This window comes from Erwinia rhapontici, from assembly GCF_012271765.1.
GTDB classification, from domain to species: domain Bacteria; phylum Pseudomonadota; class Gammaproteobacteria; order Enterobacterales; family Enterobacteriaceae; genus Erwinia; species Erwinia rhapontici.
Map to the genome: position 1 here is coordinate 29,699 of NZ_VRKO01000016.1, position 25,136 is coordinate 54,834.

Annotated in this window: 29 protein-coding genes; 21 read left to right on the forward strand and 8 right to left on the reverse strand. The window is 57.3% G+C overall.

What is annotated here, in order from left to right:
* Nucleotides 1-102: 102 nt before the first annotated feature.
* The 8 genes from FVB43_RS16985 to FVB43_RS17020 all read right to left on the reverse strand — a co-directional run bounded on the left by FVB43_RS16985 (nt 103) and on the right by FVB43_RS17020 (nt 5,790).
* Nucleotides 103-1,065 carry a KpsF/GutQ family sugar-phosphate isomerase gene (locus FVB43_RS16985; protein ID WP_167864353.1) on the reverse strand — a complete coding sequence of 321 codons (963 nt, stop codon included), beginning with the start codon at nt 1,063-1,065 and terminating at the stop codon, nt 103-105.
* Nucleotides 1,066-1,069: 4 nt separating this feature from the next.
* Nucleotides 1,070-1,837, reverse strand: coding sequence for a glucitol operon DNA-binding transcriptional repressor SrlR (gene srlR / locus FVB43_RS16990; protein ID WP_167864354.1), 768 nt, complete (start codon nt 1,835-1,837; stop codon nt 1,070-1,072).
* 90 nt (nt 1,838-1,927) lie between these two features.
* Complete coding sequence (locus FVB43_RS16995; protein WP_167864355.1) at nt 1,928-2,290, reverse strand: transcriptional regulator GutM; 363 nt, start codon at nt 2,288-2,290, stop codon at nt 1,928-1,930.
* A gap of 48 nt (nt 2,291-2,338) precedes the next feature.
* Nucleotides 2,339-3,118 carry a sorbitol-6-phosphate dehydrogenase gene (gene srlD / locus FVB43_RS17000; protein WP_062743790.1) on the reverse strand — a complete coding sequence of 260 codons (780 nt, stop codon included), beginning with the start codon at nt 3,116-3,118 and terminating at the stop codon, nt 2,339-2,341.
* A 12-nt stretch (nt 3,119-3,130) separates the two neighbouring features.
* The gene (locus FVB43_RS17005) at nt 3,131-3,499 is read right to left on the reverse strand and encodes a PTS glucitol/sorbitol transporter subunit IIA (protein ID WP_167864356.1); all 369 of its coding nucleotides are present in this window, start codon (nt 3,497-3,499) and stop codon (nt 3,131-3,133) included.
* A 14-nt stretch (nt 3,500-3,513) separates the two neighbouring features.
* Nucleotides 3,514-4,506 (reverse strand): PTS glucitol/sorbitol transporter subunit IIB, encoded by a 993-nt coding sequence (gene srlE, locus FVB43_RS17010; RefSeq protein WP_167864357.1) that lies wholly within the window; start codon nt 4,504-4,506, stop codon nt 3,514-3,516.
* 14 nt (nt 4,507-4,520) lie between these two features.
* Complete coding sequence (srlA, locus tag FVB43_RS17015; protein ID WP_062743787.1) at nt 4,521-5,069, reverse strand: PTS glucitol/sorbitol transporter subunit IIC; 549 nt, start codon at nt 5,067-5,069, stop codon at nt 4,521-4,523.
* A 244-nt stretch (nt 5,070-5,313) separates the two neighbouring features.
* Nucleotides 5,314-5,790, reverse strand: coding sequence for a GNAT family N-acetyltransferase (locus FVB43_RS17020; protein ID WP_340139009.1), 477 nt, complete (start codon nt 5,788-5,790; stop codon nt 5,314-5,316).
* A 143-nt stretch (nt 5,791-5,933) separates the two neighbouring features.
* Between FVB43_RS17020 and FVB43_RS17025 the strand changes: the two genes are divergently transcribed.
* From FVB43_RS17025 to FVB43_RS17125, 21 genes are all read left to right on the forward strand, one after another.
* The gene (locus FVB43_RS17025) at nt 5,934-6,365 is read left to right on the forward strand and encodes a MarR family winged helix-turn-helix transcriptional regulator (protein ID WP_133840957.1); all 432 of its coding nucleotides are present in this window, start codon (nt 5,934-5,936) and stop codon (nt 6,363-6,365) included.
* A gap of 61 nt (nt 6,366-6,426) precedes the next feature.
* Nucleotides 6,427-8,058, forward strand: coding sequence for an MFS transporter (locus FVB43_RS17030; protein ID WP_205945556.1), 1,632 nt, complete (start codon nt 6,427-6,429; stop codon nt 8,056-8,058).
* A gap of 37 nt (nt 8,059-8,095) precedes the next feature.
* Nucleotides 8,096-9,187 carry an HlyD family secretion protein gene (locus FVB43_RS17035; protein WP_167864359.1) on the forward strand — a complete coding sequence of 364 codons (1,092 nt, stop codon included), beginning with the start codon at nt 8,096-8,098 and terminating at the stop codon, nt 9,185-9,187.
* Nucleotides 9,184-10,566 carry an efflux transporter outer membrane subunit gene (locus FVB43_RS17040; RefSeq protein WP_167864360.1) on the forward strand — a complete coding sequence of 461 codons (1,383 nt, stop codon included), beginning with the start codon at nt 9,184-9,186 and terminating at the stop codon, nt 10,564-10,566. Before FVB43_RS17035 ends, FVB43_RS17040 begins: the two co-directional genes overlap by 4 nt.
* 289 nt (nt 10,567-10,855) lie before the next feature.
* Nucleotides 10,856-11,242, forward strand: a complete 387-nt coding sequence (locus tag FVB43_RS17045; RefSeq protein WP_167864361.1) for a hypothetical protein — start codon at nt 10,856-10,858, stop codon at nt 11,240-11,242.
* Between the two features lie 272 nt (nt 11,243-11,514).
* A complete protein-coding gene (locus tag FVB43_RS17050; RefSeq protein ID WP_133840951.1) occupies nt 11,515-12,243 on the forward strand; it encodes a beta-ketoacyl synthase chain length factor in 729 nt (242 codons plus the stop codon).
* Nucleotides 12,236-13,030: a lysophospholipid acyltransferase family protein gene (locus tag FVB43_RS17055; protein ID WP_133840950.1), complete on the forward strand. Its 795-nt coding sequence runs from the start codon at nt 12,236-12,238 to the stop codon at nt 13,028-13,030. The genes FVB43_RS17050 and FVB43_RS17055 overlap by 8 nt, the downstream gene beginning before the upstream one ends.
* Before the next feature lie 15 nt (nt 13,031-13,045).
* Complete coding sequence (locus FVB43_RS17060; RefSeq protein WP_133840949.1) at nt 13,046-13,315, forward strand: phosphopantetheine-binding protein; 270 nt, start codon at nt 13,046-13,048, stop codon at nt 13,313-13,315.
* A gap of 22 nt (nt 13,316-13,337) precedes the next feature.
* On the forward strand, nt 13,338-13,586 hold the full coding sequence (locus FVB43_RS17065; protein WP_133840948.1) for an acyl carrier protein: 249 nt from the start codon (nt 13,338-13,340) through the stop codon (nt 13,584-13,586).
* 29 nt (nt 13,587-13,615) lie between these two features.
* Nucleotides 13,616-14,167, forward strand: coding sequence for a COG4648 family protein (locus FVB43_RS17070; RefSeq protein ID WP_133840947.1), 552 nt, complete (start codon nt 13,616-13,618; stop codon nt 14,165-14,167).
* Nucleotides 14,168-14,184: 17 nt separating this feature from the next.
* Nucleotides 14,185-15,495, forward strand: a complete 1,311-nt coding sequence (locus tag FVB43_RS17075) for an AMP-binding protein (RefSeq protein WP_167864742.1) — start codon at nt 14,185-14,187, stop codon at nt 15,493-15,495.
* Nucleotides 15,482-15,826, forward strand: coding sequence for a 3-hydroxyacyl-ACP dehydratase FabZ family protein (locus tag FVB43_RS17080; protein WP_133840946.1), 345 nt, complete (start codon nt 15,482-15,484; stop codon nt 15,824-15,826). The genes FVB43_RS17075 and FVB43_RS17080 overlap by 14 nt, the downstream gene beginning before the upstream one ends.
* Complete coding sequence (locus FVB43_RS17085; protein ID WP_167864362.1) at nt 15,820-17,535, forward strand: glycosyltransferase family 2 protein; 1,716 nt, start codon at nt 15,820-15,822, stop codon at nt 17,533-17,535. The genes FVB43_RS17080 and FVB43_RS17085 overlap by 7 nt, the downstream gene beginning before the upstream one ends.
* Entirely contained in the window at nt 17,529-17,951 is a 423-nt protein-coding gene (locus FVB43_RS17090) for an acyl-CoA thioesterase (RefSeq protein ID WP_159337103.1), read from the forward strand. Before FVB43_RS17085 ends, FVB43_RS17090 begins: the two co-directional genes overlap by 7 nt.
* Nucleotides 17,948-18,553, forward strand: coding sequence for an outer membrane lipoprotein carrier protein LolA (locus FVB43_RS17095; RefSeq protein ID WP_133840943.1), 606 nt, complete (start codon nt 17,948-17,950; stop codon nt 18,551-18,553). The genes FVB43_RS17090 and FVB43_RS17095 overlap by 4 nt, the downstream gene beginning before the upstream one ends.
* Entirely contained in the window at nt 18,525-20,843 is a 2,319-nt protein-coding gene (locus tag FVB43_RS17100) for an MMPL family transporter (RefSeq protein WP_167864363.1), read from the forward strand. The genes FVB43_RS17095 and FVB43_RS17100 overlap by 29 nt, the downstream gene beginning before the upstream one ends.
* Nucleotides 20,840-21,406, forward strand: a complete 567-nt coding sequence (locus tag FVB43_RS17105) for a DUF3261 domain-containing protein (RefSeq protein WP_133840941.1) — start codon at nt 20,840-20,842, stop codon at nt 21,404-21,406. The genes FVB43_RS17100 and FVB43_RS17105 overlap by 4 nt, the downstream gene beginning before the upstream one ends.
* On the forward strand, nt 21,406-22,557 hold the full coding sequence (locus tag FVB43_RS17110; RefSeq protein WP_133842083.1) for a beta-ketoacyl-[acyl-carrier-protein] synthase family protein: 1,152 nt from the start codon (nt 21,406-21,408) through the stop codon (nt 22,555-22,557). The genes FVB43_RS17105 and FVB43_RS17110 overlap by 1 nt, the downstream gene beginning before the upstream one ends.
* Nucleotides 22,557-23,033 (forward strand): hotdog family protein, encoded by a 477-nt coding sequence (locus tag FVB43_RS17115; RefSeq protein WP_133840940.1) that lies wholly within the window; start codon nt 22,557-22,559, stop codon nt 23,031-23,033. The genes FVB43_RS17110 and FVB43_RS17115 overlap by 1 nt, the downstream gene beginning before the upstream one ends.
* Complete coding sequence (locus tag FVB43_RS17120) at nt 23,030-23,761, forward strand: 3-ketoacyl-ACP reductase FabG2 (RefSeq protein WP_167864364.1); 732 nt, start codon at nt 23,030-23,032, stop codon at nt 23,759-23,761. Before FVB43_RS17115 ends, FVB43_RS17120 begins: the two co-directional genes overlap by 4 nt.
* The gene (locus tag FVB43_RS17125; RefSeq protein WP_167864365.1) at nt 23,761-24,987 is read left to right on the forward strand and encodes a beta-ketoacyl-ACP synthase; all 1,227 of its coding nucleotides are present in this window, start codon (nt 23,761-23,763) and stop codon (nt 24,985-24,987) included. The genes FVB43_RS17120 and FVB43_RS17125 overlap by 1 nt, the downstream gene beginning before the upstream one ends.
* Nucleotides 24,988-25,136 lie beyond the last annotated feature (149 nt).

Sequence of the window (25,136 nt, forward strand, 5' to 3'; positions counted from 1 at the left end):
ATAAAAACAAGCAGTAAGCAATGTCGTAACCGCCCCGAAAGGCGGTTTTTTTACGTCTGAATCTTTTTCCTGATACATCATTTACAGATGTCCTGGTTGGCCTTAGAGCCCCGCATCATGGATATCATGCATTGCCAGGGCACCGACCACCCGGTTATCCTCCGACAGCACTGGTGCAGCAGAAATTTTCCTTTCATGGAACGCAGCCAGCGCTTCAGAGGCCAGTTGCGAAGGGGAAAGGCTGAAGCCCATGGGGGTCATTGCATCGACTATCGCCGCGGAAATATGGCCACCTTTCAGTAGCCAGCGACGTAAATCACCATCACTGAATACGCCGCGCAGCCTACAATCCCGGTCCGTTACCGCCACCAGACCCAGCCCTGTGCGCGTCAGTTCAAACAGAGCATCACTTATCAATGCGTCCTCCTGTACCTGGGCTATTTTCCCGCCATTCCGCATAATATCGCCGACCCGACAGAGCAGACGCGCGCCGAGACTGCCGGCTGGATGGGTACGCGCATAGTCATTCTCATCAAAATTACGTGCCTTCATCAGGGCGATGGCTATCGCATCCCCCATCATCAGGGTACAGACAGCAGAAGAGGTAGGGGCCAGGCCAAGCGGGCAGGCCTCACGTGACACTTCTACGTTAATCACGTGGTCAGCCTCCTGCGCCAGCGGTGAATCGGCATTGCCAGTAAAGGCAATGATCCCCACTGGAAGGGCACGTAACAGTGGTATCATGCGGCGAAATTCGGCAGCGTGACCCGAGTAAGAGATCAGCACTACCACGTCGCCTGTGGCAATCATGCCAAGATCACCATGCAGGGCTTCGGCGGGATGCACATAAAATGCAGGGGTTCCGGTGCTGGCCAGCGTAGCAGCGATTTTTTTTCCAATGTGGCCTGATTTACCCATGCCACTGACGATCACTTTTCCCCGGCAGGCCAGCATCATTGTGCAGGCATCCGCGAAAGCGTTATCAAGCCTGTCAGGCAGACTGACGATCTGATCTATCTCCGTCTGCAGAGTCTCTCGGGCTGCTTCGATCAATATTTCACGCATCAGGTTATTTGTCTCCCGCGATAATCACATCAATGCCGCGATCACGCAGTTGTGCCGCCACATTATCAGCAATCCCACTGTCTGTGATCAGCACATCCACCGAGTCGAGACTGCATACCACATTTGGACTTTTGCGGCCAAATTTGGACGAGTCGACCAGCAGGATAATTTTTTGTGCGGCACGGCACATGGCCTGGCTGACGCCGAACACTTCATTAAAAGTTGTGACTCCGGCATTAAGGTCAACGCCGTCCGCTCCAATAAACAACTTGTCGAAGCTGAAATGGCTGAATGCGGCTTCCGCCAGACTACCGTGGAATGAAGCGGACGTGCCGCGATAGGTACCGCCTGGCATCAGTATCACCTGATCGTTATTGAGCTCGACCAGCTCGTTAACGATGGTCAGGCTGTTCGTCATCACAGTGATATTATTAAATTTAGCAAGGTGGGGGACCATCTGCTGCACGGTGCTGCCGGCGTCAAAAATAAGCGAATCACCTTCAGAAACCCACTGGGCTGCACGTGAGGCAATCTGTTTTTTCTTATCCGAGTTAATAAAGGTTTTCCTGTCGATAGGCTGGTCGCCATCGTCCCGGTTCAGCATAACGCCGCCGTAAGTGCGGATCACTGCACCCTGCTGCTGGAGCAGAGAAAGGTCTTTGCGGATGGTGGTACCTGTGGTGTCAAAATAGGCACTCAGTTCTTCAACCGTAGTACGACCTTTGCCCTGGAGGTATTCAAGTATCAGTGCTTGCCGCTGTATAGGTTTCATCCTGGTTTCCCTGTCGTAGGCCAATAGATTCCTTTCGTATTCGCACAAACAAAGCAAACAAGGAAGGGAAATCTTTCAAAATGAAAGATATCACCGTTTGTTTGTTATGGCCAATTCCAACGCCGTGCGCATGGCCTTATTGTGGGGATAAATGTGAGCTGGCACCAGGTTCTGAATATTCAGTCCGTTCAGGGCATCATCTGGGATGGGCTGCGAGAAGACGGTCAGCCCGCGCATGACAAAGTTTCCCGTAATCATGTGGCGGCTGTCAACGCTGATAACCAGTACCGCCCGCGGTTTAAAGCGACCTGAAGAACGGCCAATCCCGATGCGGCCCTCTGATGGGAGCTGCGTCAGGGCATGATTAAAACGTGACATCTGTAACCAGCCCAGGGCAATTTGTCCCAGCCAGGCGAAGCCTGCTACGCAGATAAACATATTCACTGAACTCATCGTGTTCTCCATTAAAAAAACCGGCAGCGTTGTGCTGCCGGGCGGGGCTTAAAACATCACCTGGCCGCCGGTGATATTGATGGATTGCCCGGTACAATAGGCGGCTTTATCACTGGTATAAAACAGCAGAACGTTGAGCACGTCCTGATAGTCACAGCCCCGCTTTAGCGGGACTTTATCGATGTAATATTGCTCCACGTCGTCCGGTTCAATCCCCAGTTTCTCGGCGTATTGTGGCAGCAGCGACTGGAACATCGGTGACTTAAGCAGATTGCCCAGCATCAGCGAATGAACGGTAATGCCGTACTCCGCCAGATCAAGGGCCAGCGATTGTGTCAGGCCCACGCCGCCGAATTTAGCGGCGCTGTAGCCTGCATTATGTTTACTGCCCACTTTCCCCGATTTAGAGTTTATCTGGATAATCCTGCCGCCTGCACCGTCGCGGATCATCAGTCTGGCGAACTCCCTGGCACACAAGAAATAGCCCACAAGGTTGACCTGTAAAGACAAATCGAAATCGTTGAGCATAAACTGGGTGATAGGGGCCGCCCGCGCCACCCCGGCGCTGTAAACCAGCACATCGGCACGACCAAATGCCTCATCCACGGCGCGAGCAAGCTCTGCCACACTTTCTTCTCCGGTGGCATCGACCTGAAAACCTGTCGCCACATTTTTTCCCTGTGCGCGATTAATTTCAGCCGCGATGGCTTGTGCATTACTGATATTGAGGTCCGCAACGGCAACTTTATAACCGTTTTCAGCAAGACCCTTACACAGGTAAGCACCCAGTGTCTGACCACCACCGATAACTACAGCAACCTGATCCATTGATTTCTCCTGTTAATGACTTAAAACACGAAACTTCTGACCCGGTTTAATGCCGGCTGGCACCTGGCCTGCAACATGCACTGTGCCAGGGAATTCGGCTGTGGTGGCACCATCAAACTTCACCGTGATATGGCCCAGTTCACGCAGATTGATATCGGCGACATCACCGACCGCTGTCACCGACCAGCTCTGTTCGCCGATGCTGAGCACACCACCTGCGACAATCGGAGTGTCGCCACGCTGTTCAGCTCGGTGGATAAAACAGTACTCCGCAACATCACTGGGGGCGCCTTCACCGAAGGTGATCAGGAAGTGGTCTTCAAGCGCTTCCATGGCACAGTCGCCAACGGCAATAAAGGTGGATTCATAGACAGTTTTCATCATCACTCCGTCAGTTACTGATAGATCAAGCCGGACACGGCCCACGCGAGCAGAACAGCCGGTGCACCGGTCAGGAAACGCCCTACCAGCACGGAAGGAACGCCAACACGCACGGTTTCCTGGCGCGCTTCCGCCAGTGAAAGTCCTACCGGGATAAAGTCACAGGCGGCCTGCGAATTGATGGCAAATAGCGCGGGCAGAGCCAGATGTGGTGGGATAGTGCCCTGGCCAATCTGTACGCCCACCAGCACGCCGATCACTTGTGCGATCACCGCACCAGGGCCGAGAAATGGTGACAGAAGAGGAAAGGAGCAGATCAGCGCCAGCGTGACGAGTCCAACCGGGCTGTTCGCCAGTGGCGTCAGGCCATGGGCGATAAAATCGCCGAGGCCGGACGCTATAATGATGCCGATCAGCGCTGATACGAACGCCATAAAGGGCAGGATGGTTTTGAGAACCGTATCAATGGTTTCGCGCCCCGCCTGGAAAAAGACGGCGACGACAGACCCCATCCCCATGCCGACTTTCGCCAGCAGGCCATCACTTTGCTCAGTAATTTTCTTGCTGGTGTCATAGTCGGTGTGTTGAGTTCGCATCGGTTTTTCCTGTGGAAGGGAAACCTGTGGCGCGTCGCTGTTTTCCTCGGATGTGCGGATGTCACCAGGGCGTACACCGGACACATAGATATCTTCGGTAATAAACTGCGCCAGAGGGCCCGATTTACCGGTGGCATGAATATTGACGGTGGGGATACGTCGCTTTGGATACAGACCACAGCGCAGGGTGCCACCACAGTCAATGACTGCCACGCCGATCTCTTCAGCCGGTGGTTCGCCCTCTTTAAAGGCATCCACCGTTTCCCAGCCAGTCAGTTCGTGCAGGCGGTCAACGATGGCCGGACGAGTGCCAGCGGTGACATAAACGATTTTTTTGCCCGGTGCTGGCACTAAAAATAAGGGACCACCCCAGCCGCTTTCGCCTTTATGAATTTCAATAATCTTAGCCATGATTCTCTCCGCTCTTATAAACGAACGTGACGGTCAAGTTGGATGTGCATTTTTCTTTCGAAAATGGAGGTGGTGAGATCGGTCACCCAGCCGCGGAAGAAGTTCATTACCATCCCGACCAGCAGATAGCTCACCGCCAGCGGGCCAAGTGGTAAGTTCAGGGTGGTCAGGCCGTTAGCAATACCGAGATAAACGAAGAGCTCGCCTGGGTTGATATGAGGAAAAAGGCCGTTCATTGAGTGGCAGCTGTACGATGCAGAGGCGTAATAGCTCGGCTTGTACTTCTCAGGCATGAACCTGCCGAGGCTCAGTGTCATCGGGTTGCAGAAAACAAAGGTGCCAATCACTGGCAGTAACAGATAGCGTGAAACCGGGTTACCTGCGCAGCGCTGAGCCAGTTTCTCGATCCTTTTCTGACCCACAAAGACAATTAACGCATTCATTATCACTAGCAGGCTGATCAGCAGGGGGAGGATCCCTGTCACCATGCCGACAAAAACGTCCCCTCCTTTCTGGAAGAGCCCGATAAACCATTCGGCTCCGTGCGTAATGCTTTCAATCATGATGAAACCTCTTTACGTGGATAACAGTGGATATTGTTATTTTCTGTGGAAGCTAATCTAGCCCTTAAGAGATTTATAAAAAACCACATTGATCACAAAACGAATGAATTATCTTTCAGATAAAAAGTAAAAATGAAAGATTTTACCTTTCATTTGGTCTTTTTTCCCGGCGGAACTGGCCGCAAGGCGGAAGGAGAAAGCAGGAGGGGGGAGGTTTCGATAGGCTAAAACGGGAGCGGGGGAGTTACGGGTGCTGTGTCAGGCATAGCACCATCACCGTCACCCACTCTTCTGAAATCCAACGCTGTTCCACATCCTGCCAACCGAGTCGGCGATAAAGAGCCTGTTGGTCCGGCGTATACAGCCATAACGCGTCTATCTGTTGTGCGCGGGCGCGGTCAATACAGGCGTTTACCAGGCTGGAACCTATTCCTTTACCGCGCCACTCTTTGGGTGTGAACACTTCGCCCAGCCAGTAACGACGTTCTGGCCTGTCATCCAGTTCATATTCGATCACGCTGGCCGTGCCGGTCAGCGTGCCGTCAGTGTCACAGGCGATCAGGGTAAAACTGCCGCTGTCGTGCTGGTTACGCTCATCAAGACGTTGGCTGATGGTGGCTAACGAGGACCAGTTCGCGAGTTCAGACCATTCGCTATGCAACAGACGAGCAATCTCATGGCGGCGTTCAGGCTGCTGGCGCAGGGTAAAAATGGGCATCATGCTGTTCCTTAAGCGGTAGCCGCCTGGCGAGGCGGAAAAGAATTATCTACACTCTTCTGAGGTTGTCTTCCTTTCTTTATCTCATCGTGGCTATAATTGCTATATCGTTTAGTTAGAGCTCTAATTATCAGGCATCTTACCTATTGAATACCCAGGAACTGAATTTCTCCCGTTTGCTGCATCTTACTGCCCACGCCTGGCGTCAGGCGATAGATCGGCGGATGAAAGATAATGGTCTCAGCATGAGCAGCTGGATGGCCGTGGCGACGATCGCCCTTCAGGATGAGCCGATGAGTCAGAAAGAACTGGCGCAGTCGTTGGGTCTGGAAGATGCCAGCGTCGTGCCGCTGATTGACCGTCTGGTAAAGCAGCAACTGGTCGAGCGGGTACAGCCTCCTGAAGATCGGCGTAAACGACTGCTGCATGTCACGCCGAAAGGCGAGGTGTTGTATCAGCGTTTGAAAACGGAGGCTGATGCACTGCGCAATGAGCTGCTGTCTGGCGTGAATGCGGGCGATCTGGCGGTCACCCAGCGTGTACTGCAGCAACTGCTGGCGGCGACAGAGGTGAAGTAAGGTGTCCCGCATTAAATCCAATCCCTATGGTCCGCGTGAGTGGGCGCCTGGCGAAAAGCCCATGCTGCCTGGATCGCCCTCTACGCCGCTGCACCCCACCCATAAACGCATTGCCTTTGGTATCGTTGGCCTGTTGATTTGCATCACCGGGGCGCTCAGTAACGCGCTGGTGACTGCCAACCTGACCAATTTGCAGGGCGTGTTTGGTGCCTACAATAACGAGATTGCCTGGCTGCCCGCCGTTTACGTGATGGGAAATATCTCGATTAACCTGCTGCTGGTGAAGTTTCGCCAGCAGTTCGGGCTGCGGGTATTCACCGAAGCGTTTTTGGTGCTGTATGTGCTGGTGGCGTTCTTCCATCTGCTGGTCAACGACCTCAGTTCCGCGATTATCGTCCGTGCGGCGCACGGCATGGTCGGTGCCGCACTCAGTTCACTGGGTATCTATTATCAGGTTCAGGCCTGGCCCGCGAAACATCGCCTGAAAGCGCTGGCGATTGGTCTGGGGGCTTCACAGCTCGCCATTCCTCTTGCGCGTCTGTTCTCGACGGAACTGCTGCAACTGGATGAGTGGCGCGGGTTGTACCTGTTTGAGCTGGGGCTGGCGTTAATGGCGCTCGGTGCGGTGCTGATCCTTAAACTGCCTCCGGGAGAGCGCACCAAAGTTTTCGAGAAAAAAGACTTTCTGACCTTCTTCCTGCTGGCACCCGGTATGGCGCTGTTCTGCGGCGTACTGTCGCTCGGGCGCATTGAATGGTGGACCAGCACGCCGTGGCTGGGCGTTTGCCTCGCCCTCGGGCTGGTGCTGGTCACGGCAGCCGTGCTGGTGGAACACAATCGCAGTAATCCACTGATTAACACCCGCTGGCTGGGGAGCGGGGCGATATTCCGTCTCGGTATTGTGATGATCCTGCTGCGTATCATGCTGGCCGAACAGAACACCGGTGCGATTGGTTATCTGCAACAGATTGGCATGTTGAACGATCAGATGCAGGGGCTGGCGCTGGCGATCCTTGCCGGGGTGGCGGCGGGGATTATCTGTAGCGCGCTGACCATTAATCCCAAACATCTGAGCTGGCCGATTGTCCTGTCGCTGATTATCGTGATGGTGGCCTCGCTGATGGATGCCCAGTCCAGCCCGCTGACCCGCGCCAGTAATATGTATTTCAGTCAGTTCCTGCTGGGCTTCAGTACCTCCTTCTTTATCGCACCAGCGATGCTGCTGGGCGTGGGCAGCGTGGTGACTCAGCCGAAGAACCTGGTCAGCTTTGTAGTGCTGTTTGGTATGAGTCAAAACCTCGGCGGCCTGATGGGTTCGGCGCTGCTCGGGACCTTCCAGACCTGGCGCGAAAAATATCACTCCAGCCTGCTCGGTGACCAGCTGTCGCTGCTGGATCCGAACGTGACCGATCGTTTAGCCCAGTACAATAATCTGTTTGCCAGCCTTGTGGGTGACAGCACCCTGCAAAGTGCTCAGGGCACGGCACAGCTGCAAACCGTTGCCACATTACAGGCGAATGTACTGGCCTATAACGATGTGTATATGCTGACTGCCATCATGGCAGGGATCACTTTACTCTGGGTGCTGTGGCGTCTTTCGCGTCTGCGTTATCTCAACTGGCAGCAGGCCAAACGCGAAGCCGAAGCGGAACAGCGCGCGATGCAAAATCTTAACAAGACTATTGCCCGGTAAGCGTTCTGTGGAACGAAGAAGGGAACACGGGGAAAACATGAGTCAACAGGAACAGCAGCAACTCACCGAGCGTCTGAGAAATAATAAGCTGCGTATTTTATCGATTGCCCTTGGATCGGGGATTGCCCTGGTCGGCGTACTGGTGATCCTTTACGCCTGGCAGCTACCGCCCTTTACCAGCCAGACACAGTCAACGGAAAACGCCTATGTGCGCGGCCAGGTGACTTTTATCAGCCCGCAGGTCAGTGGTTATATCACTGAGGTTAAGGTGTTGGACTTCCAGCCGGTCCACCAGGGCGACCTGATGATGACCATTGACGACCGCATCTATCGCCAGCGCGTGCACCAGGCGATGGCGCAGCTGGATATGAAAAAAGCGACGCTGGCCAACAATATTCAGCAGCGCCGCAGCGCGGAAGCGGTGATCAAACGCAATGACGCCGCACTGCAAAACGCCAAAGCCCAGGCGGTAAAAGGTGGGCTGGATCTGAAGCGTGTGGAAAATCTGGTCTCAGATGGTTCACTTTCTCTGCGTGAACGCGATGCATCGCGTGCCAGCAATAGCCAGACACTGGCGGATGTGCAGCAGGCGCAGGCCACACTGGAAGTCTCTCGCCAGGATCTGCAAACCGTGATTGTTAATCGTGCCTCGCTGGAGGCGGATGTCGCCAGCGCGCAGGCCGCGCTGGAACTGGCGCAGATCGACCTCGACAACACCAAAATTATCGCCCCGCGTGATGGTCAGTTAGGGCAAATCTCTGTGCGGCAGGGCGCTTACGTCACGGCGGGAACCCGGCTGACCTCGCTGGTGCCGCAGCAGATGTGGGTGGTGGCTAATATGAAGGAGACCCAGATGGCGCGCATCCGTCCGGGGCTGCCTGTGACGTTCCACGTTGATGCACTGGACGGTGAACAGTTTAACGGTGAGGTTGAGTATATCTCCCCGGCAGCGGGATCGGAGTTCAGTGCGATCTCACCGGATAACGCCACCGGCAACTTTGTGAAAATTGCCCAGCGCATTCCGGTGCGAATTAAAATCACCAGCGATAACACGGCCCATCTGCGTCCGGGCATGTCGGTCGAGGTCAATATCGATACCGCGGCCGCGCAGGATGGAGATAAAAAATGATGCCTGCGCCGAAAACTCTGGTGATGATGATGCTGACGGCCACGCTGGCAGGCTGTGCTACGGAAGTGCAGCAGGCACCGTCGGCGCTGCCAATACCGATGCAGTGGCGCAATCAGGTTGGACCGGGTGCGGCGGTGGAAGCGAGCTGGTGGCGGGCGTTTAACGATGCATCACTGAACCAACTGGTGGAGCAGGCGCTGCGCAACAACCCGGATATATTAACCGCCCGTTCACGCGTCGATCAGTATCGTGCTCAGCTACGTGGAGCGCAGGGGGATAACTACCCGACGCTGGATGCCGGCGTGGCGGCAAGCCGTGCGCGGGCTATCTCCGCGGCAACGGGCCAGCCTGCGCAATCCACCGTCTTCCAGGGCCTGTTACAGGCCAACTACAACGTCGATTTATGGGGTGAACGCAGCAGCAGCATTGATTCAGCCAAAGCCTCGCTGGCAGCCCAGCAGGCGGCGGCGAGCGCGGCCGAACTGACCATCGCCAGTTCGGTGGCGTCAGGGTATATGACCCTGGTGTCGCTCGACGAACAGCTGCGGGTTACAGAAGCCACGCTGGCCAGCCGTGCCAACTCGTTAAAGCTGGCACAGCGCCAGTTTGAAACGGGTTACACCTCGCGCCTGGAGTGGGTGCAGTCGCAGTCGGAATATCAGACGGCAAAAGCGCAAATCCCGCTGTTACAACATCAGATTGCTGAGCAGGAAAATGCCCTGAGTATTCTGGTTGGAATGAACCCGCGTCAGATTGCCCGCCAGAACCACTTTGACCACGTGGCACCGCAGACGCTGCCTGCCGTGATGCCGTCTCAGCTGTTGCAGCGCAGGCCGGATATCGTGCAGGCCGAACGCCAGCTCCTGGCGGCGGATGCATCACTTCAGTCTTCACGCGCCAGTCTGCTGCCTTCACTGAATCTCACCGCCACCGGAACAATGCAAAGCTCGGTGCTCCATGAACTGGTGGAGAATCCGTTCCGCCTGTGGAGTATTGGTGGCAGCGTGCTGGCACCGTTACTGAACCGTGAAGCACTGACTGCGCAGGTCGATGTCTCCATGGCCACGCGTAATCAGGCACTGTACAACTACGAAAAAGTCGTGCGCAGTGCGTTTGGTGAAGTGAATAACGATCTGGATGCTATTACCCGCTATCAGGAGCAACTCTCCGAGTTACAGGCTCAGGAAAAAGTGGTGCAGGAGGCACTGCGCATCGCGCGCAACCGCTATCAGAACGGCTACGCTTCCTATCTGGATGAACTGGATGCCCAGCGTACGCTGTTCAACATCCAGCTCAGTGTGGTGCAGGCCAAAAATAACCTGTTGCTGGCACAAATCGATCTCTACCGGGCGCTGGGCGGCGGCTGGCAGGGGGCGTAAATAACCAAGGGCCGGCACATGCAGGCCCTCTCTCCACTCTGCTTCATTTCTTTGCCCCCTTAGTCAATCTGCCTGCCAGCACAACGGCAACTGAGCCCTGCATGTCAGTGATCAATACGGATTAACCTTATTTTTTCAACCTGTTTAGGGCTTCTCATTGCTTAGCAACGAATGCTATTATGCGAATCTTTACAATTAATAGTCTGAGTCATGCGGAAAGACTGATTCCGTATTGGGTGCTTTTTGTGAAAGTAACTAGCTGGAAATTATAGATTATTTTAGGGATGCTATGAAAAAGTCACGTCTTTTCGCCACACTGTTATGCGCCTTTGCGCTGGCAGGCTGCGCACGCACTGAGCCGGTAAAAAATATCAATCAAACGCTCAATACTCATTACAGCGATAATCAGTTGCAAACGGCCATTCTGGACGCCGGGCGCGCACGTCAATGGGTGATGCAGCCTCAGCAGCCGGGCGTGATTACCGGGCGGATCATTCAGCGCAACCACAGCGCAGATATTCGTATTACCTACGGCGCGAACCACTATTCTATCAATTATGTGGGCAGCAATAATTTGATGGCTGGACCGGGTGAAATTCACCGTAATTACAATCGTTGGATAAATAACCTCGATAAGGACATCCAGTTACGTCTGGCATCCTCAAAAACACCCTAATCGTCAGGCGCCGGTCCGCTCAGGCATTAAAGATCCTGCCAGCCTGGCCGACAACCCATTAAATGTGGTGAGTCGTTAACAGCGTTTTATATCGCAAATGCGGTTAATTCCGAATGCCAGCACCCGTTGCTAAACGCTATGCTGTGGTTTAGCCATGCGGCACGGGTGCCGCTGAATGGACCGATGAACCGCAGTGACGATCCCTCTGTGGGCATGATCAAATTACTCGAATACAGGGCGGAGAACGTTCCCGCGCTGCAAGAAGAATCAGCATGAATTTAGCCTTTACACTCCTCGACTGGCAGGCTAGCGCGCCCGGGTTGAATGAGCCTGAGCACTGGCAAAACTGGGCAATGCAGCCGCCCGTCATCGACAGCACGCAGCAACTGGCCAAATGCAGCCAGCTGCCGATGATGACTGCGCGGCGTCTGAACAGCGGCAGCCGTTCGGCGGTGGACTGTGGGCTGTCTGTCATGCGTCGTCAGCCCGTGGATGCGCTGGTATTTACCAGCCGTCACGGTGAGCTGGAGCGTAATCTACGTATTCTCACTGCCCTGGCAAAACAGCAGAATCTGTCGCCGACAGACTTTGCGATGTCGGTGCACAATGCGGCGGTAGGCAGCCTGACCATTGCCGCCGAAGCCCCGTTGGTCTCAACGTCATTGTCAGCCGGAGTGGACTCTTTTCAGCAGGGTATGCTGGAAGTGGCCGCGTTACATGCCGCGGGCTATCACCATGTGCTGCTGGTTGATTTTGACGGCACCATTCCTGATATCTATCACCCGCATATTCCTGACCTGACGCTGTTTTCTGCGTATGCGGTGGCATTGCTGCTGGCACCGGGTGATGCCTGTCAGTGTGTGAGCCAGCCGCAGGCTACGCCGCGTGCGCCTGCGCTGCCGCAAAGCCTGCTGTTCCTGCACGGTTGGCTGGCACGTCAGGCGCAGTTCAGCGTGCCGGGCGATCGTTTCCACTGGCAGTGGGCGTGTCGCTATGACTGATCTCACCCTGCGAGCCCGACCTTATCGTTACCTCAGTCGCTACTGGCGCATTCTGATGACCGGCCTGTGCTTTACGCTATTTGGTCTGGGAGGGCTGATGCTGTCGCTGGTGTGGTTTAACCTGCTGCTGCTGTTGCGCAATCCTCAGCAGCGCCGCCGCCTGGCGCGGCGCAGTATCTCGCGCTGTTTTCGTCTTTTCCTGCGCTGTTGCCGTACCCTTGGGGTGTTTGACTACCGCATTGAAGGGGCCGAACTGTTGCAACAGGATCGACGTTGTCTGATCGTGGCGAATCATCCTTCGCTGGTGGATTACGTGTTTCTGGCGTCAGTGATGCCGGAAGCAGATTGCCTGGTGAAAGCCGGGTTACAGAAAAACTTTTTCCTTTCCGGCGTGGTGCGCGCTGCGGATTATCTGGTGAACAGCCAGGGGGAAACGCTGCTGCCGGACAGCCAGCGCCGTCTGGATCAGGGTGATGCGATTATCCTGTTCCCGGAAGGGACACGTACCCGTTACGGTGAACCACTGAAACTCCAGCGCGGCGCTGCCAATATTGCAGTGCGCTGCCGTTGCGATCTGCGTCTGGTTCATATTGTCTGTACCCAGCGTATGCTCGACAAGCAGAGCCGCTGGTATCAGGTACCAGAAGAAAAACCGCTGTTCACCGTGCGCGTGCAGCAGCGCATTGACGGCAGCACATTTTGGGCCGAAGAGGGGGAGCTGGAGTCACGTGCCGCGCGTCACCTCACTCACTATTTGCAAGATGCATTAACACCAGAACATCAATAATTATTCGGAAACAGTATGGAAGAGTTATCGCTCGAAATTAAACAGATGATCATCGACACGCTTAATCTGGAAGAAGTGAGCGTGATGGATATTGAAACCGACGCGGCGCTGTTTGGCGACGGCCTGGGTCTTGATTCTATCGACGCACTGGAACTGGGCCTGGCGGTGAAAAGCCGTTACGGCGTGGTGCTCTCTGCCGAAAGTGACGAAATGCGTCAGCATTTTTACTCCGTTGCCACCCTGGCGGCGTTTATCCATGCCCAGCGTTCTGCGCTGACGGCCTGATTGTATCCAGGAGAAGACCGTAATGGATAAGAACGAAATTTATCAGGAAATCACTGGCCTGCTGGTCAAATTGTTTGAGCTGGATGCGGACGATATCAAACCGGAATCGCGTCTGTATGAAGACCTTGAACTGGACAGCATTGATGCCGTCGATATGGTCGTGCATTTGCAAAAGCGCATTGGCCGAAAAATCAAACCTGAGATCTTCAAATCAGTCCGCACCGTGCAGGATGTGGTGGATGCAGTAGAACAATTGCTGCGTGAAGGCTGATCGTTAACGGCGGCAGGGAAAGCGAACCGATGCTACGTATGCTCACCGGGCTGTTGCTGGTGCTGTGGCCATTTCTGGTCGGGTTCAGCCTCACTCACCCTCAATATCACTGGCTGCTGCCATTGATGGCACTGCTGTTTGTGCTGCGCTGGCTGGGGTTGCGTCGGCAGCAGGGGGCATTTGCGATGACAGGCAAATGGCTGGCAGTGGCCGGGGCAGCGCTGTGTGCGGCCAGCATGCTGCTGCGCGACCATCATTTGTTGCTGTGGTACCCGGTGGCGGTAAACGCCATTCTGTTGTTGCTGTTCGCCAGCTCCTTATTCAGCGCCATGCCGCTGGTTGAACGCCTGGCCCGTCTGCGTGAAACCGATTTACCGCCGCGCGCGGTGGCATACACCCGTCGCGTCACGCAGGTCTGGTGCCTGTTCTTTCTGATGAATGGCGGGGTGGCGCTGGTCACCTGCCTGCAAACTTCTCTTTTCTGGTGGACGTGGTGGAACGGACTAATCAGCTATCTGTTAATCGGGCTGTTGATGGCGGGCGAATGGTGTGTACGCCAGCGCATAAAGGCCTCGCGGTGAGTCACAACGTTTTGCCAATGGGCGACTGGCTGACCACCGTTACGCCGGGCATCGTGGCACGCAGCGGCACGCATCAATGGACCCGACAGCAGTGGCAGCAGCAGGTCACCGCGCTGGGTACGCGTCTGCTGGCGCACCCGGGGCAACGCTGGGCGCTGTGCTTTGAAGACTGCTATCTGTTTAGCGTGGCGTTACTGGCGGCGCTGCATGCGGGAAAAACGCCGCTGATCCCCGGCCACTGTCGGCCCTCACTGCTGGCGGAGCAAATCGCGGAATTCGACGGCGTGCTCAGCGATCAGGCATTTCCCCTCGACTGCCCGGTCTGGCAGGTCGACGAGGCGGGCAGGGCGTCAGACAATGTGTTGCCGCCGATGGCCCCTGATGCCGCCATTATCCTGTTTACCTCCGGTTCTACGGGCGCGCCACGGCAGGTCAGTAAACCCGTTGCCAGCCTGGATGAAGAGGCGCGCTGGTTGCATACGCTGTGGGGCGAACGTCTGCAAGGCTGCACCCTGATTGCGTCGGTCACTCATCAGCATCTCTACGGGCTGAGTTTCCGCCTTGTTATGCCGATGGCGCTGGGGCTGCCGTTTGACAGCCGCCAGGTCTGCTACAGTGAACAGCTGGTGGCGCAACCCCCAGGGCGCTATGCGTTTATCAGCAGTCCGGCCTTTCTGCGCCGTATTGATTTCTCCCTGGCGGCCCCTTACTGCTGCCTGACGGTGTCAGCCGGAGGGGCATTGCCCTGGCGGGATGCGCAGTCGGTGACGGAGTGGACCGGGTATCCGGTCGAAGAGATCTACGGCAGTACCGAAACCAGCGCCATCGCCAGCCGTACCCGCGCGCGTGATGACGCCGCGTGGCAGCCGTTCAGCGGGGTGGCATTCCGCCAGGATGAGCAGAAAAACTGGTGGGTGCGTTCGGCGCTGATCCCACTGCCGCAGGGTGCGATGCTGGACGATAAGCTGGTGTTCAGTGAGCAGGGCTTTCAGCTCTGTGGCCGCCATGATCGTATTGTGAAAATCGAAGATAAACGTGTGTCGCTCAGTGAGATTGAGCGGCGGCTGCTGGCGCTACCGGAGGTGGCCGATGCGGTGGCACTCCAGGTGGTGCGCGGCGATCGCAGCGGCATTGGGGTGGTACTGGTGCTTTATCAGCCGCAGAGCGATCTCAACGGACTCAAACGCCAGTGGCGTCATGAACTGCAGCGCTGGCTTGAGCCGGTGGCGATGCCGCGGTTCTGGCGGGTGGTTGAGATCATCCCGCATAACAGTCAGAGCAAACGTGCCTGGCCGCAGATACAGGAGTTATTTCATGTTGCCCGTTGAGCTTGCGGTACAACAGCAGGGCAGCGAAGCGGAACTGCTGTTGCGCGTCGATGCGGATCTGTTCTGGTTCCAGGGCCATTTCCCTGAGCAGCCCCTGTTGCCCGGCGTGGCGCAGCTGGACTGGGTGATCCACTATGGCACCTCGTTGCTGGCCCCAGGGCTGCAGTTTGCCTCCGTGGATAACATTAAGTTTCAGCAGCCGATCCTGCCGGGCGCTACGCTGAAACTGACGCTGAGCTGGCAGCCTGAAAAAGGGCTGAGTTTTCAATATCAGCGGGTGACCGATGCGGGGCTGCACCCGGCCAGTAGCGGGAAGATCCGCCTGTGTTAAACGAGACGTTCCGCCCCTGTGTGGTGATCCCCTGCTATAACCACGGCATGATGATGGCCTCGGTATTGGCCCGTCTGGCCCCGTTTACGTTACCGGTACTGATTGTCGATGATGGCAGTGATGCCGCCACCGCCGTTCAGCTCGATGCGCTGGTGGGGCCGGACGTGCAGCTCCACCGCCTGACGACCAATCAGGGCAAAGGCGTGGCGGTACTGGCCGGGCTCACGGAGATGGCCCGTCAGGGCTTTACGCATGCTGTGCAGGTGGACGCTGACGGGCAACATCAGATCGAAGACTGCCCGCGCCTGCTGGATGCAGCGCGTGCCGCGCCAGAAGCGCTGATCTCAGGCCAGCCGCAGTATGACGACTCGGTGCCTCGGGCGCGGCTGTATGGCCGCTATATCACCCATTTCTGGGTCTGGGTGGAAACCCTGTCCTTTTCCCTGAAAGACAGCATGTGCGGATTCCGTGTGTATCCGCTGGCCCCGACGCTGGCGCTGGCACAGCGCCATGCTATCGGTCAGCGTATGGATTTTGATACGGAAATTATGGTGCGCCTCTACTGGGCGGGCACGCCTTCGTACTTCGTTGCCACCCGCGTAACCTACCCGCAGGACGGGCTGTCACACTTTGATGCGCTGCGCGATAACCTGCGTATCTCCTGGATGCACACCCGGCTGTTCTTCGGCATGCTGCCGCGTATACCTTCCTTACTCTGGCGCAGAAAAACCGCACGACACTGGTCTGCTACCCCGGAACGCAGCGGGCTGTGGGGCATACGCTTTATGCTCACCGTGTATCGGTGCTTTGGCCGCCGGGCGTTTACGTTGTTGCTCTGGCCAGTGACCGCCGTGTACTGGCTCACCGGCGGCGAACAGCGCCGCGCCTCCGTGCAGTGGCTGAATGCCGTTCGTGATTACGCACAGTCGCAGCAGATGACATTGCCCAAACCGCTGAGCAGCTTCCGCCACTTCCTGCGTTTTGGCGATGCCATGCTGGACAAAATTGCCAGCTGGCGCGGCGATCTGCGCTGGGGTAAAGACATTGATTTCGCCCCCGGTGCCGGGGTGATTATCAACCACGGCCCGCCGGGCGGGCGACTGATCCTGGCCTCGCATCTGGGCGATATTGAGGCCTGCCGTGCACTGGCACAGCAGGTGAGTGGGCTGGTGATCAACGCGCTGGTGTTTACCGACCACGCGCAGCGCTTCAAACAGGTCCTGGACGAGATTGCCCCACAAGCCAGTGTTAATGTGATCCCGGTGAGTCATATCGGCCCGGAAACCGCCATCATGCTGCGGCAGAAGCTCGATGCCGGAGAATGGGTGGCGATTGTCGGTGACCGTACGGCGGTCAACCGCCAGCGCGGCGGCAGTCGTCGTGTGATATGGAGCGAGTTTCTTGGCAAACCGGCCCCCTTCCCGCAGGGGCCTTTTGTGCTGGCGGCGGCGCTACGTTGCCCGGTGATGCTGATGTTTGCCCTGCGTCAGGGCAGCACGCTGCGTCTGCACTGCGAGCCGTTCGCCGACCCGCTGGAACTGCCGCGTGCGACACGGCAGCAGGCCTTACAGCAGGTCGTCGATCGTTATGCACAGCGGCTGGAATACCATGCGCTGCTGTCGCCACTCGACTGGTTTAACTTTTTCGACTTCTGGCAACTGCCGGAAGCTCCCCCGACCGAACATGAAGAGAAGGATTCCCGGTGTTAAACGATGCGCGTTTCTCTGTTGAGGTTGAGCTGACCGTTCCGTTCCACGATGTGGATGCGATGGGCGTGGTCTGGCACGGCAACTATTTCCGTTATTTCGAAATTGCCCGCGAAGCGCTGCTGGGCAAGTTTAATTATGGCTACCGCGAGATGAAGGCCTCGGGGTACGTCTGGCCCGTGGTGGATACCCGGGTAAAATATCGCGGCACCCTGACGTTTGAGCAGCGTATCCGCGTGCGTGCCACCATTGAAGAAGTGGAGAATCGCCTGCGTATCGCTTATCAGATTTTTGATGCAGAGAGCGGCCAGCGTACGACCACCGGTTACACCATTCAGGTTGCGGTGGCCGAAGGGGAGACGGGCATCAGCTTTGTCTCGCCGCAGATCCTGTTTGATCGTCTGGGAGTCACGCTATGATCAAAATGCTTTTCACCTTGCTGATGCTCACCAGCCTTAGCGTGCAGGCCGTCACGCTGGACGCACTGCAACAGCGCTTTGCCAGCCAGCCGGTGGTGCGGGCTGACTTCAGCCAGCTGCGTACCATCAAAGGCATGGCGCAACCCCTGAAATCCAGTGGCCAACTGCTGATAGCCCAGGATAAAGGGCTGTGGTGGCAGCAGTCGAAGCCTTTCCCGCTGACGCTGGTGCTGGATGAAAAACGCATGGTCCAGGTGATGAATGGCCAGCCGCCTGAAATTGTCACTGCCGACAGCAATCCGCAGATGTTCCAGTTCAACCATCTGCTGCGCGCCCTGTTTCAGGCAGACCGTCAAGTCCTGGAGCAGAACTTTGCGCTGGATTTTCACGATCTCGGGCAGGACCGCTGGCGCCTGGTGCTGACGCCAACCACTTCGCCGCTGGATAAACTTTTTAACAACATCACCTTACAGGGTGCTGCGTATCTCGACAGCATTCAGTTGAATGACCGACAGGGCGATCGTACGGATATAACCCTGAGCAATCAGCGCCTGACGCCGACTCACCTGACTGATGAAGAGCAGCAGCATTTTGTTTTCTAACCGACCGCGTCAGATTGCCGTTGCCTGGCTGATCGTCTGCCTGCTGCTGTTGGCCGGGCTGGCGGCATTGCTGCCGCAGGCGCGTATTAACAGTAGCGTGCTGGCGCTGCTGCCTGCTCAGTCGATGGGGGCGATGCCAGCCGACCTGGAACAGGGCTTTATGCAGCGTCTTGACCGCCAGATGGTGTGGCTGGTCAGCGCCGGGAAGCAGGATAACCCGGCCGTGGCACAGACGTTGCTGACGAAGCTGCGACAGCTTGAAGGACTGAAGCAGGTGAAAGGGCCGCTGGACGCACAGCAACAGCAGGCCTGGGGGCAATTTGCTTTTCAGCACCGAAACAGCATGATTGATGCCGCCACGCGCGCACGGCTGGAAAACGGCGGAGCCGCCCAGGCCGACTGGGTGCTGGCACAGCTCTATTCCGCGTTTGCCGGGGTGAGCGGGCAGGAACTGAATCACGATCCGTTGATGCTGGTGCGTGGCGCACAGCTAATGATGCAACAAAATGCCAGCCAGCTCGGGCTGAGCAACGGTTGGCTGACCACCCGCGATAAGCAGGGGCAGCGCTGGTACTTTATTCATGGCGAACTGGCCAGCAGCTCGTTCGATATGCAGCAAAGCCACGCCATTGTTGGCCAGCTTCAGGATATCGAGCAGCAACTGCGACAGCAGTACCCGAATGCACAACTGCTGTCACGCGGTACCGTCTGGTTCAGTGATTATGCCAGCCAGCAGGCGCGGCATGATGTCTCCACCCTTGGGGTGGCCACCATTGTTGGTGTGCTGCTGCTGGTTTTCTCGGTGTTTCGTTCACCGCGACCGCTGCTGCTTTGCGCGCTCTCCGTAGGGATTGGTGCACTGGCAGGGACGGTGATCACGCTCCTCTGCTTCGGTGAGCTGCACCTGATGACGCTGGTGATGAGCCTGAGCATTGTCGGGATTTCGGCCGATTACACCCTCTATTACCTCACGGAGCGCATGGTTCACGGGGCAGATATGACCCCGCAGGAGAGCCTGCATAAGGTGATGCGTGCGTTGCTGCTGGCGCTGGGCACCACCGCCATTGCCTGGCTGATTATGGTGGTGGCACCCTTCCCGGGGATTCGCCAGTTGGCGGTGTTCGCTGCCGTTGGCCTGACGGCATCCTGCCTGACGGTGATCTGCTGGTATCCGCTGTTGGTGAAAGGCTTGCCTGTGCGCCCGGTGCCGATGATGGCGCTGATGGGGCGCTGGCTGGCGGCGTGGCGACGCAACAACCGCCTGCGTATCGGTCTGCCGCTGCTGGTGGCACTGCTGTCGCTGGGCGGGATCAGCCAGCTGCGCGTTGATGATGATATTTCCCAGCTCCAGGCGCTGCCCGCGCATTTGCTGGCCGTGGAGCGGCAGGTCACTGCGCTCACCGGTCAGAGTGCCGACCAGACCTGGATGGCGGTTTCCGGCGATAACCCGCAGCAGACCTTGCAACGTCTGGAGGCGCTGGCCCCGAAACTGGGCGATGCGCGCCGTCAGCAATGGCTCAACAGTTACCGTCTGTTGCCGCTCTCCTCCCTGGCGCAGCAGCAGCAGGATTTACAGAGGCTGCAGCAGGCGGCTCCGACGGTGATCGCCCGTTTGCACGAGGCCGGGGTGACGGTGAATGCCCCCGATCTCAGCGCGCAGCCGCTGACGCCGGAAGCCTGGCTTAACAGTCAGAACAGCGAAGGCTGGCGCCTGCTGTGGCTGACGCTGCCTGACGGGCGCAGTGGTGTACTGGTGCCGTTGAGCGGCGTGAGCAATCGTGCCGCACTGGCGCAACTGGCTGACAGCCTGCCGGGCGTCAGCTGGATTGACCGTAAACAGACCTTCGATACGCTGTTTGCCTTTTACCGTACCCTGCTGGGCTGGCTGCTGGCAGCCGCGCTGGTGGCGATTGCCCTGAGCAATGTGCTGCGCCTTGGCTGGCGTCAGGGGCTGCTGACGGTGATCCCTTCCGTACTGTCACTGGGCGGTGGACTGGCGGCGCTGGCGTTGTCCGGCCATTCGCTTAACCTGTTTTCGCTGCTTGCGCTGGTACTGGTGCTGGGCATTGGGATTAATTACACCCTGTTCTTCAGCAATCCGCGTGGGACGCCGATAACCTCTCTGCTGGCGGTGTTGCTGGCGATGGCGACCACGTTGCTGACGCTGGGGATGCTGGTGTTCAGCAGTACCCAGGCGATCAGCAGTTTCGGCATTGTGCTGTGCAGCGGCATCTTTACCGCGTTCTTACTGTCCCCGCTGGCACTGCCGGCGAAACGGAGAAAAAAATGAAAAGCCTTCTGGCGCTGTTCTGCGCCGCGTTGCTGCTCACGGGCTGTGCCGGAAAACCGGATGACACCCGGGCGCAGGCCTGGCTTAAACCGGGCGTACGCGTGACGTTACCGCCCCCGGCCATTGATCCGGCGTTCAGTCAGCAACAGCTGCTGACCGGGAGTTTCAAGGGCAAACAGCAGTCGCTGCTGGTGTTGCTGAGTGCCGATGGTCAGCAGCTGACGCTGGCCGGGTTGTCATCACTCGGCATCCGCCTGTTTCGGGTAACGTATGATGCCAGCGGCATTCACGCCGAACAGGCGCTGGTTCTGCCGGAGATGCCGCCAGCCAGCCAGGTGCTGGCTGATATTATGCTCAGTCACTGGCCTGTTTCCGTGTGGCTTCCGCGCCTGCCGGAGGGCTGGACGCTGGCAGACCAGGGCGACCGCCGGCAGTTGCGTGATGACGGGGGCAAACTGATCACGGAGATCCGCTACCTGCAACGCGGGACACAGCGGATGCCGATCAGTGTTCAGCAGTTTGCTTTTGGCTACCATATCTTGATTCAGAATCTGGACGGATGATGATGTTTATTTCTGCGGTGGGTATGCTCAATGCGCTGGGTGCAACGTCCGATGACATCGCCGATAACCTTGTGCGCGGCGTGGCACCGGGGATGCGTGCCGACAGCGGATGGTTGATCGGCGATAAACCCTGCTGGACCGGGCGGGTGGATGCGGAATTACCCGCGGTTCCGGCCCGGCTGGCGGCGCATAACAGCCGGAATAACCAGCTGCTACTGGCGGCGCTGGCACAGATTGAAACGGAAGTGCAGTCGGCGATCGCGCATTTTGGTGCAGACCGCGTGGCGGTGGTGCTCGGCACCAGCACGTCTGGCCTGGATGAGGGCGATCGTTTTATCAGCGGTGACAGCGAGAATTATCACTATTTTCAGCAGGAGCTTGGCGATCCCTCGCGTTTTCTGGCGGACTATCTGCAACTGAGCGGCCCGGCCTACACGCTGTCGACGGCCTGCTCTTCCAGCGCGCGGGCGCTGATCAGCGGGCAGCGATTGATTGACGCCGGACTGGCGGATGTGGCGATTGTCGGCGGGGCCGATACGCTCAGTCGTATGCCACTCAACGGTTTTGACAGCCTTGAGTCGTTATCAGCGCAACGCTGCGTGCCGTTCAGCCAGCAGCGTGATGGCATAACGATTGGCGAAGGGGCGGCGCTGATGCTGCTGACCCGCGAGCCGCAGCCCGTAGCGATTCTGGGTTATGGTGAGTCCTCGGACGCCTGGCATATGTCGGCACCCCATCCTGAAGGGGAAGGGGCCAAACGCGCGATTACTATGGCGCTGCAACAGGCGGGTCTGGCCCCGGAGCAGGTGGGGTATATCAACCTGCACGGTACGGCAACGCGGTTAAATGATCAGATTGAAGCGGGCGTGGTCAGTGCGCTGTTTGGCGACCAGGTACCCTGTAGCTCCACCAAGCACTTAACCGGACATACGCTCGGTGCCGCAGGCATTGTTGAGGCGGCGCTGTGCTGGCTTATCCTCACACGTCACCTGCCGCTGCCGCCGCAAGATTTCAGCGCCAGCACCCCGGACAGCGGCCTGCCAGATTGCGGTCTGCTGACGGCGCCCGAGCCGCTGGAACGCCCGGTGATCATGAGTAACTCTTTTGCTTTTGGCGGCAATAATGCCTGCCTGATTTTAGGAACGCTGTGATGTCAGAGTATCAACCCGCCGCGTATTACCTGCCGCATGCCTCACCGATGGTGCTGGTAGAGCAGGTGCTGAATGTCAGTGACGAAGAGGCCCATTGCCGTGTACGGGTCAGTGCTGACAGTGTGCTGGCACCCTTTCTCAACCCGCAGGGGGCATTGCCTGCCTGGTTCGGCATTGAAATTATTGCCCAGACGATAGGTGTCTGGTCAGGCTGGCATGGCCGCCAGCAGCATCAATGCCCCCCGCGTCCCGGGATGCTACTGGGCGGGCGCGGCTACCGCTCCCAGCAGGCGATTTTCCCCGCCGACAGCGTGCTGGATATTCGCGTCAGCCTGCTGATGTGCGATGAAAAAATAGGCAGTTTCGACGGCGTTATCACCATTGATGGCGACACCTGGGCTCATGGCCGACTGAATACCTATCAGCCAGATGACCTGGAACTTCAACAACTTATGCAACAGGATATTCAGGAATGACGCGTTCTGTTTTAGTCACCGGAGCTAGCAAAGGTATCGGCCGTGCGATTGCGCTGCGCCTGGCCGCCGATGGATTTACCGTGATAGTTCATTTTCACAGCGATGAGCAGGGCGCACGGGATACGCTGCACCAGATAGAAACGGCCGGAGGCATGGGCCGCGTGCTGGGCTTTGATATTGCCGACCGCGAGATGTGCCGCACCCGTCTTGAAGCGGATATCGAGCAACATGGCGCTTATTATGGCGTGGTCAGCAATGCCGGTATTACTCGCGACGGTGCATTTCCTGCACTGAGCGATGACGACTGGGACCAGGTGATCCACACTAACCTCGACAGTTTTTATAACGTGATCCAGCCTTGTGTGATGCCGATGATCGGACTGCGCAAAGGCGGGCGCATTATTACCCTCTCGTCGGTTTCCGGCATGATGGGTAATCGCGGACAGGTGAATTACAGTGCGGCCAAAGCGGGTATTATCGGTGCGACCAAGGCGCTGGCGATTGAGCTGGCGAAACGCAAAATCACCGTTAATTGCATTGCTCCGGGTCTGATTGATACGGGAATGATCCAGATGGAACCGATGGCGGTGGATGAGGCGCTGAAGATGATCCCGATGAAACGCATGGGTGCCGCAGAGGAAGTGGCCGGGCTGGCCAGCTATCTGATGTCTGATATCGCGGGATATGTCACCCGTCAGGTCATTTCGATTAACGGGGGGATGCTCTGATGCGCCGTGTTGTGGTAACAGGAATGGGGGGCGTGACCGCCTTTGGTGAAAACTGGCAGGCGGTGTCTGAGCGTTTGCGCGCGGGCACCAATGCGGTCCGTAAGATGCCGGAATGGCAGATTTATGACGGCCTGAATACCCTGTTAGCGGCACCCGTAGATGATTTTACGCTACCGGAGCATTACACCCGTAAACGTATCCGTTCCATGGGGCGCGTCTCACTGATGGCGACCCGTGCTACCGAACTGGCGCTGGAGCAGGCCGGGCTGCTGGGGCACCCGGTGCTGACCAATGGCGATACCGGTATTGCTTACGGTTCCTCAACCGGCAGCACCGGCCCGGTCAGTGAATTTGCTACCATGCTGACGGAAAAGCACACCAACAACATTACCGGCACCACCTATGTGCAGATGATGCCGCACACCACAGCGGTGAATGCCGGACTGTTCTTTGGCCTGCGAGGCCGGGTGATCCCGACCTCCAGCGCCTGCACCTCCGGCAGCCAGGCCATCGGTTATGCATGGGAAGCGATCCGCCACGGCTATCAGACGGTGATGGTCGCAGGTGGGGCAGAGGAGTTATGCCCTTCAGAGGCGGCGGTGTTTGACACGCTGTTTGCCACCAGTCAGCGCAACGACCGCCCACAAAGCACGCCTTCACCGTTTGATACCCAACGTGATGGTCTGGTGATTGGCGAAGGGGCCGGGACGCTGGTGCTGGAAGATCTGGAACACGCTGAAGCACGCGGTGCGACGATTTATGCGGAGATCGTCGGTTTTTACACCAACTGCGATGCTGCGCATATTACCCAGCCACAGCGTGAAACCATGCAAATCTGCATTGAGAGGGCATTGCGCTCGGCAGGGCTGACAGCCGACGATATTGGTTATATCAGCGCTCACGGCACCGCGACCGACCGTGGCGATGTGGCGGAAAGTCATGCCACGGCGGCGGTCTTTGGCGACCGTACGCCGGTTTCATCGCTGAAAAGTTATTTTGGCCATACGCTGGGTGCCTGTGGCGCGCTGGAAGCCTGGATGAGCATTGAGATGATGCGTGAAGGCTGGTTCGCCCCTACATTAAACCTCACTCAACCCGCTGAGGATTGTGCCGCGCTGGACTACATCATGCAGCAACCCCGTGCGATACAGACGGACTACATTCAGTCCAACAACTTTGCCTTTGGTGGCATCAACACCTCTCTGATCTTCCGTCGCTGGTCCTGACCCTGCTAAGGCGTTGCAACTGCAACGCCCTTCTTGTTATTTTTGTCTGGAAATATTAGTTAAGGTTGATAATAATTTTGTCTGACTGTTCAGTCGAGGAATCACTGCACCTGCCTGATTTCAGAAGAAAAGAGTCTATCTTATTCCTT

Excerpts from the sequence above, each read along its gene's own strand:
- FVB43_RS16985 (WP_167864353.1), bottom strand. The coding sequence starts at position 1,065 with ATGCGTGAAATATTGATCGAAGCAGCCCGAGAGACTCTGCAGACGGAG.
- srlR (WP_167864354.1), bottom strand. The coding sequence starts at position 1,837 with ATGAAACCTATACAGCGGCAAGCACTGATACTTGAATACCTCCAGGGC.
- FVB43_RS16995 (WP_167864355.1), bottom strand. The coding sequence starts at position 2,290 with ATGAGTTCAGTGAATATGTTTATCTGCGTAGCAGGCTTCGCCTGGCTG.
- srlD (WP_062743790.1), bottom strand. The coding sequence starts at position 3,118 with ATGGATCAGGTTGCTGTAGTTATCGGTGGTGGTCAGACACTGGGTGCT.
- FVB43_RS17005 (WP_167864356.1), bottom strand. The coding sequence starts at position 3,499 with ATGAAAACTGTCTATGAATCCACCTTTATTGCCGTTGGCGACTGTGCC.
- srlE (WP_167864357.1), bottom strand. The coding sequence starts at position 4,506 with ATGGCTAAGATTATTGAAATTCATAAAGGCGAAAGCGGCTGGGGTGGT.
- srlA (WP_062743787.1), bottom strand. The coding sequence starts at position 5,069 with ATGATTGAAAGCATTACGCACGGAGCCGAATGGTTTATCGGGCTCTTC.
- FVB43_RS17020 (WP_340139009.1), bottom strand. The coding sequence starts at position 5,790 with ATGATGCCCATTTTTACCCTGCGCCAGCAGCCTGAACGCCGCCATGAG.
- FVB43_RS17030 (WP_205945556.1), top strand. The coding sequence starts at position 6,427 with ATGCTGCCTGGATCGCCCTCTACGCCGCTGCACCCCACCCATAAACGC.
- FVB43_RS17035 (WP_167864359.1), top strand. The coding sequence starts at position 8,096 with ATGAGTCAACAGGAACAGCAGCAACTCACCGAGCGTCTGAGAAATAAT.
- FVB43_RS17040 (WP_167864360.1), top strand. The coding sequence starts at position 9,184 with ATGATGCCTGCGCCGAAAACTCTGGTGATGATGATGCTGACGGCCACG.
- FVB43_RS17045 (WP_167864361.1), top strand. The coding sequence starts at position 10,856 with ATGAAAAAGTCACGTCTTTTCGCCACACTGTTATGCGCCTTTGCGCTG.
- FVB43_RS17050 (WP_133840951.1), top strand. The coding sequence starts at position 11,515 with ATGAATTTAGCCTTTACACTCCTCGACTGGCAGGCTAGCGCGCCCGGG.
- FVB43_RS17055 (WP_133840950.1), top strand. The coding sequence starts at position 12,236 with ATGACTGATCTCACCCTGCGAGCCCGACCTTATCGTTACCTCAGTCGC.
- FVB43_RS17060 (WP_133840949.1), top strand. The coding sequence starts at position 13,046 with ATGGAAGAGTTATCGCTCGAAATTAAACAGATGATCATCGACACGCTT.
- FVB43_RS17065 (WP_133840948.1), top strand. The coding sequence starts at position 13,338 with ATGGATAAGAACGAAATTTATCAGGAAATCACTGGCCTGCTGGTCAAA.
- FVB43_RS17070 (WP_133840947.1), top strand. The coding sequence starts at position 13,616 with ATGCTACGTATGCTCACCGGGCTGTTGCTGGTGCTGTGGCCATTTCTG.
- FVB43_RS17075 (WP_167864742.1), top strand. The coding sequence starts at position 14,185 with ATGGGCGACTGGCTGACCACCGTTACGCCGGGCATCGTGGCACGCAGC.
- FVB43_RS17080 (WP_133840946.1), top strand. The coding sequence starts at position 15,482 with ATGTTGCCCGTTGAGCTTGCGGTACAACAGCAGGGCAGCGAAGCGGAA.
- FVB43_RS17095 (WP_133840943.1), top strand. The coding sequence starts at position 17,948 with ATGATCAAAATGCTTTTCACCTTGCTGATGCTCACCAGCCTTAGCGTG.
- FVB43_RS17100 (WP_167864363.1), top strand. The coding sequence starts at position 18,525 with ATGAAGAGCAGCAGCATTTTGTTTTCTAACCGACCGCGTCAGATTGCC.
- FVB43_RS17105 (WP_133840941.1), top strand. The coding sequence starts at position 20,840 with ATGAAAAGCCTTCTGGCGCTGTTCTGCGCCGCGTTGCTGCTCACGGGC.
- FVB43_RS17110 (WP_133842083.1), top strand. The coding sequence starts at position 21,406 with ATGATGTTTATTTCTGCGGTGGGTATGCTCAATGCGCTGGGTGCAACG.
- FVB43_RS17115 (WP_133840940.1), top strand. The coding sequence starts at position 22,557 with ATGTCAGAGTATCAACCCGCCGCGTATTACCTGCCGCATGCCTCACCG.
- FVB43_RS17120 (WP_167864364.1), top strand. The coding sequence starts at position 23,030 with ATGACGCGTTCTGTTTTAGTCACCGGAGCTAGCAAAGGTATCGGCCGT.
- FVB43_RS17125 (WP_167864365.1), top strand. The coding sequence starts at position 23,761 with ATGCGCCGTGTTGTGGTAACAGGAATGGGGGGCGTGACCGCCTTTGGT.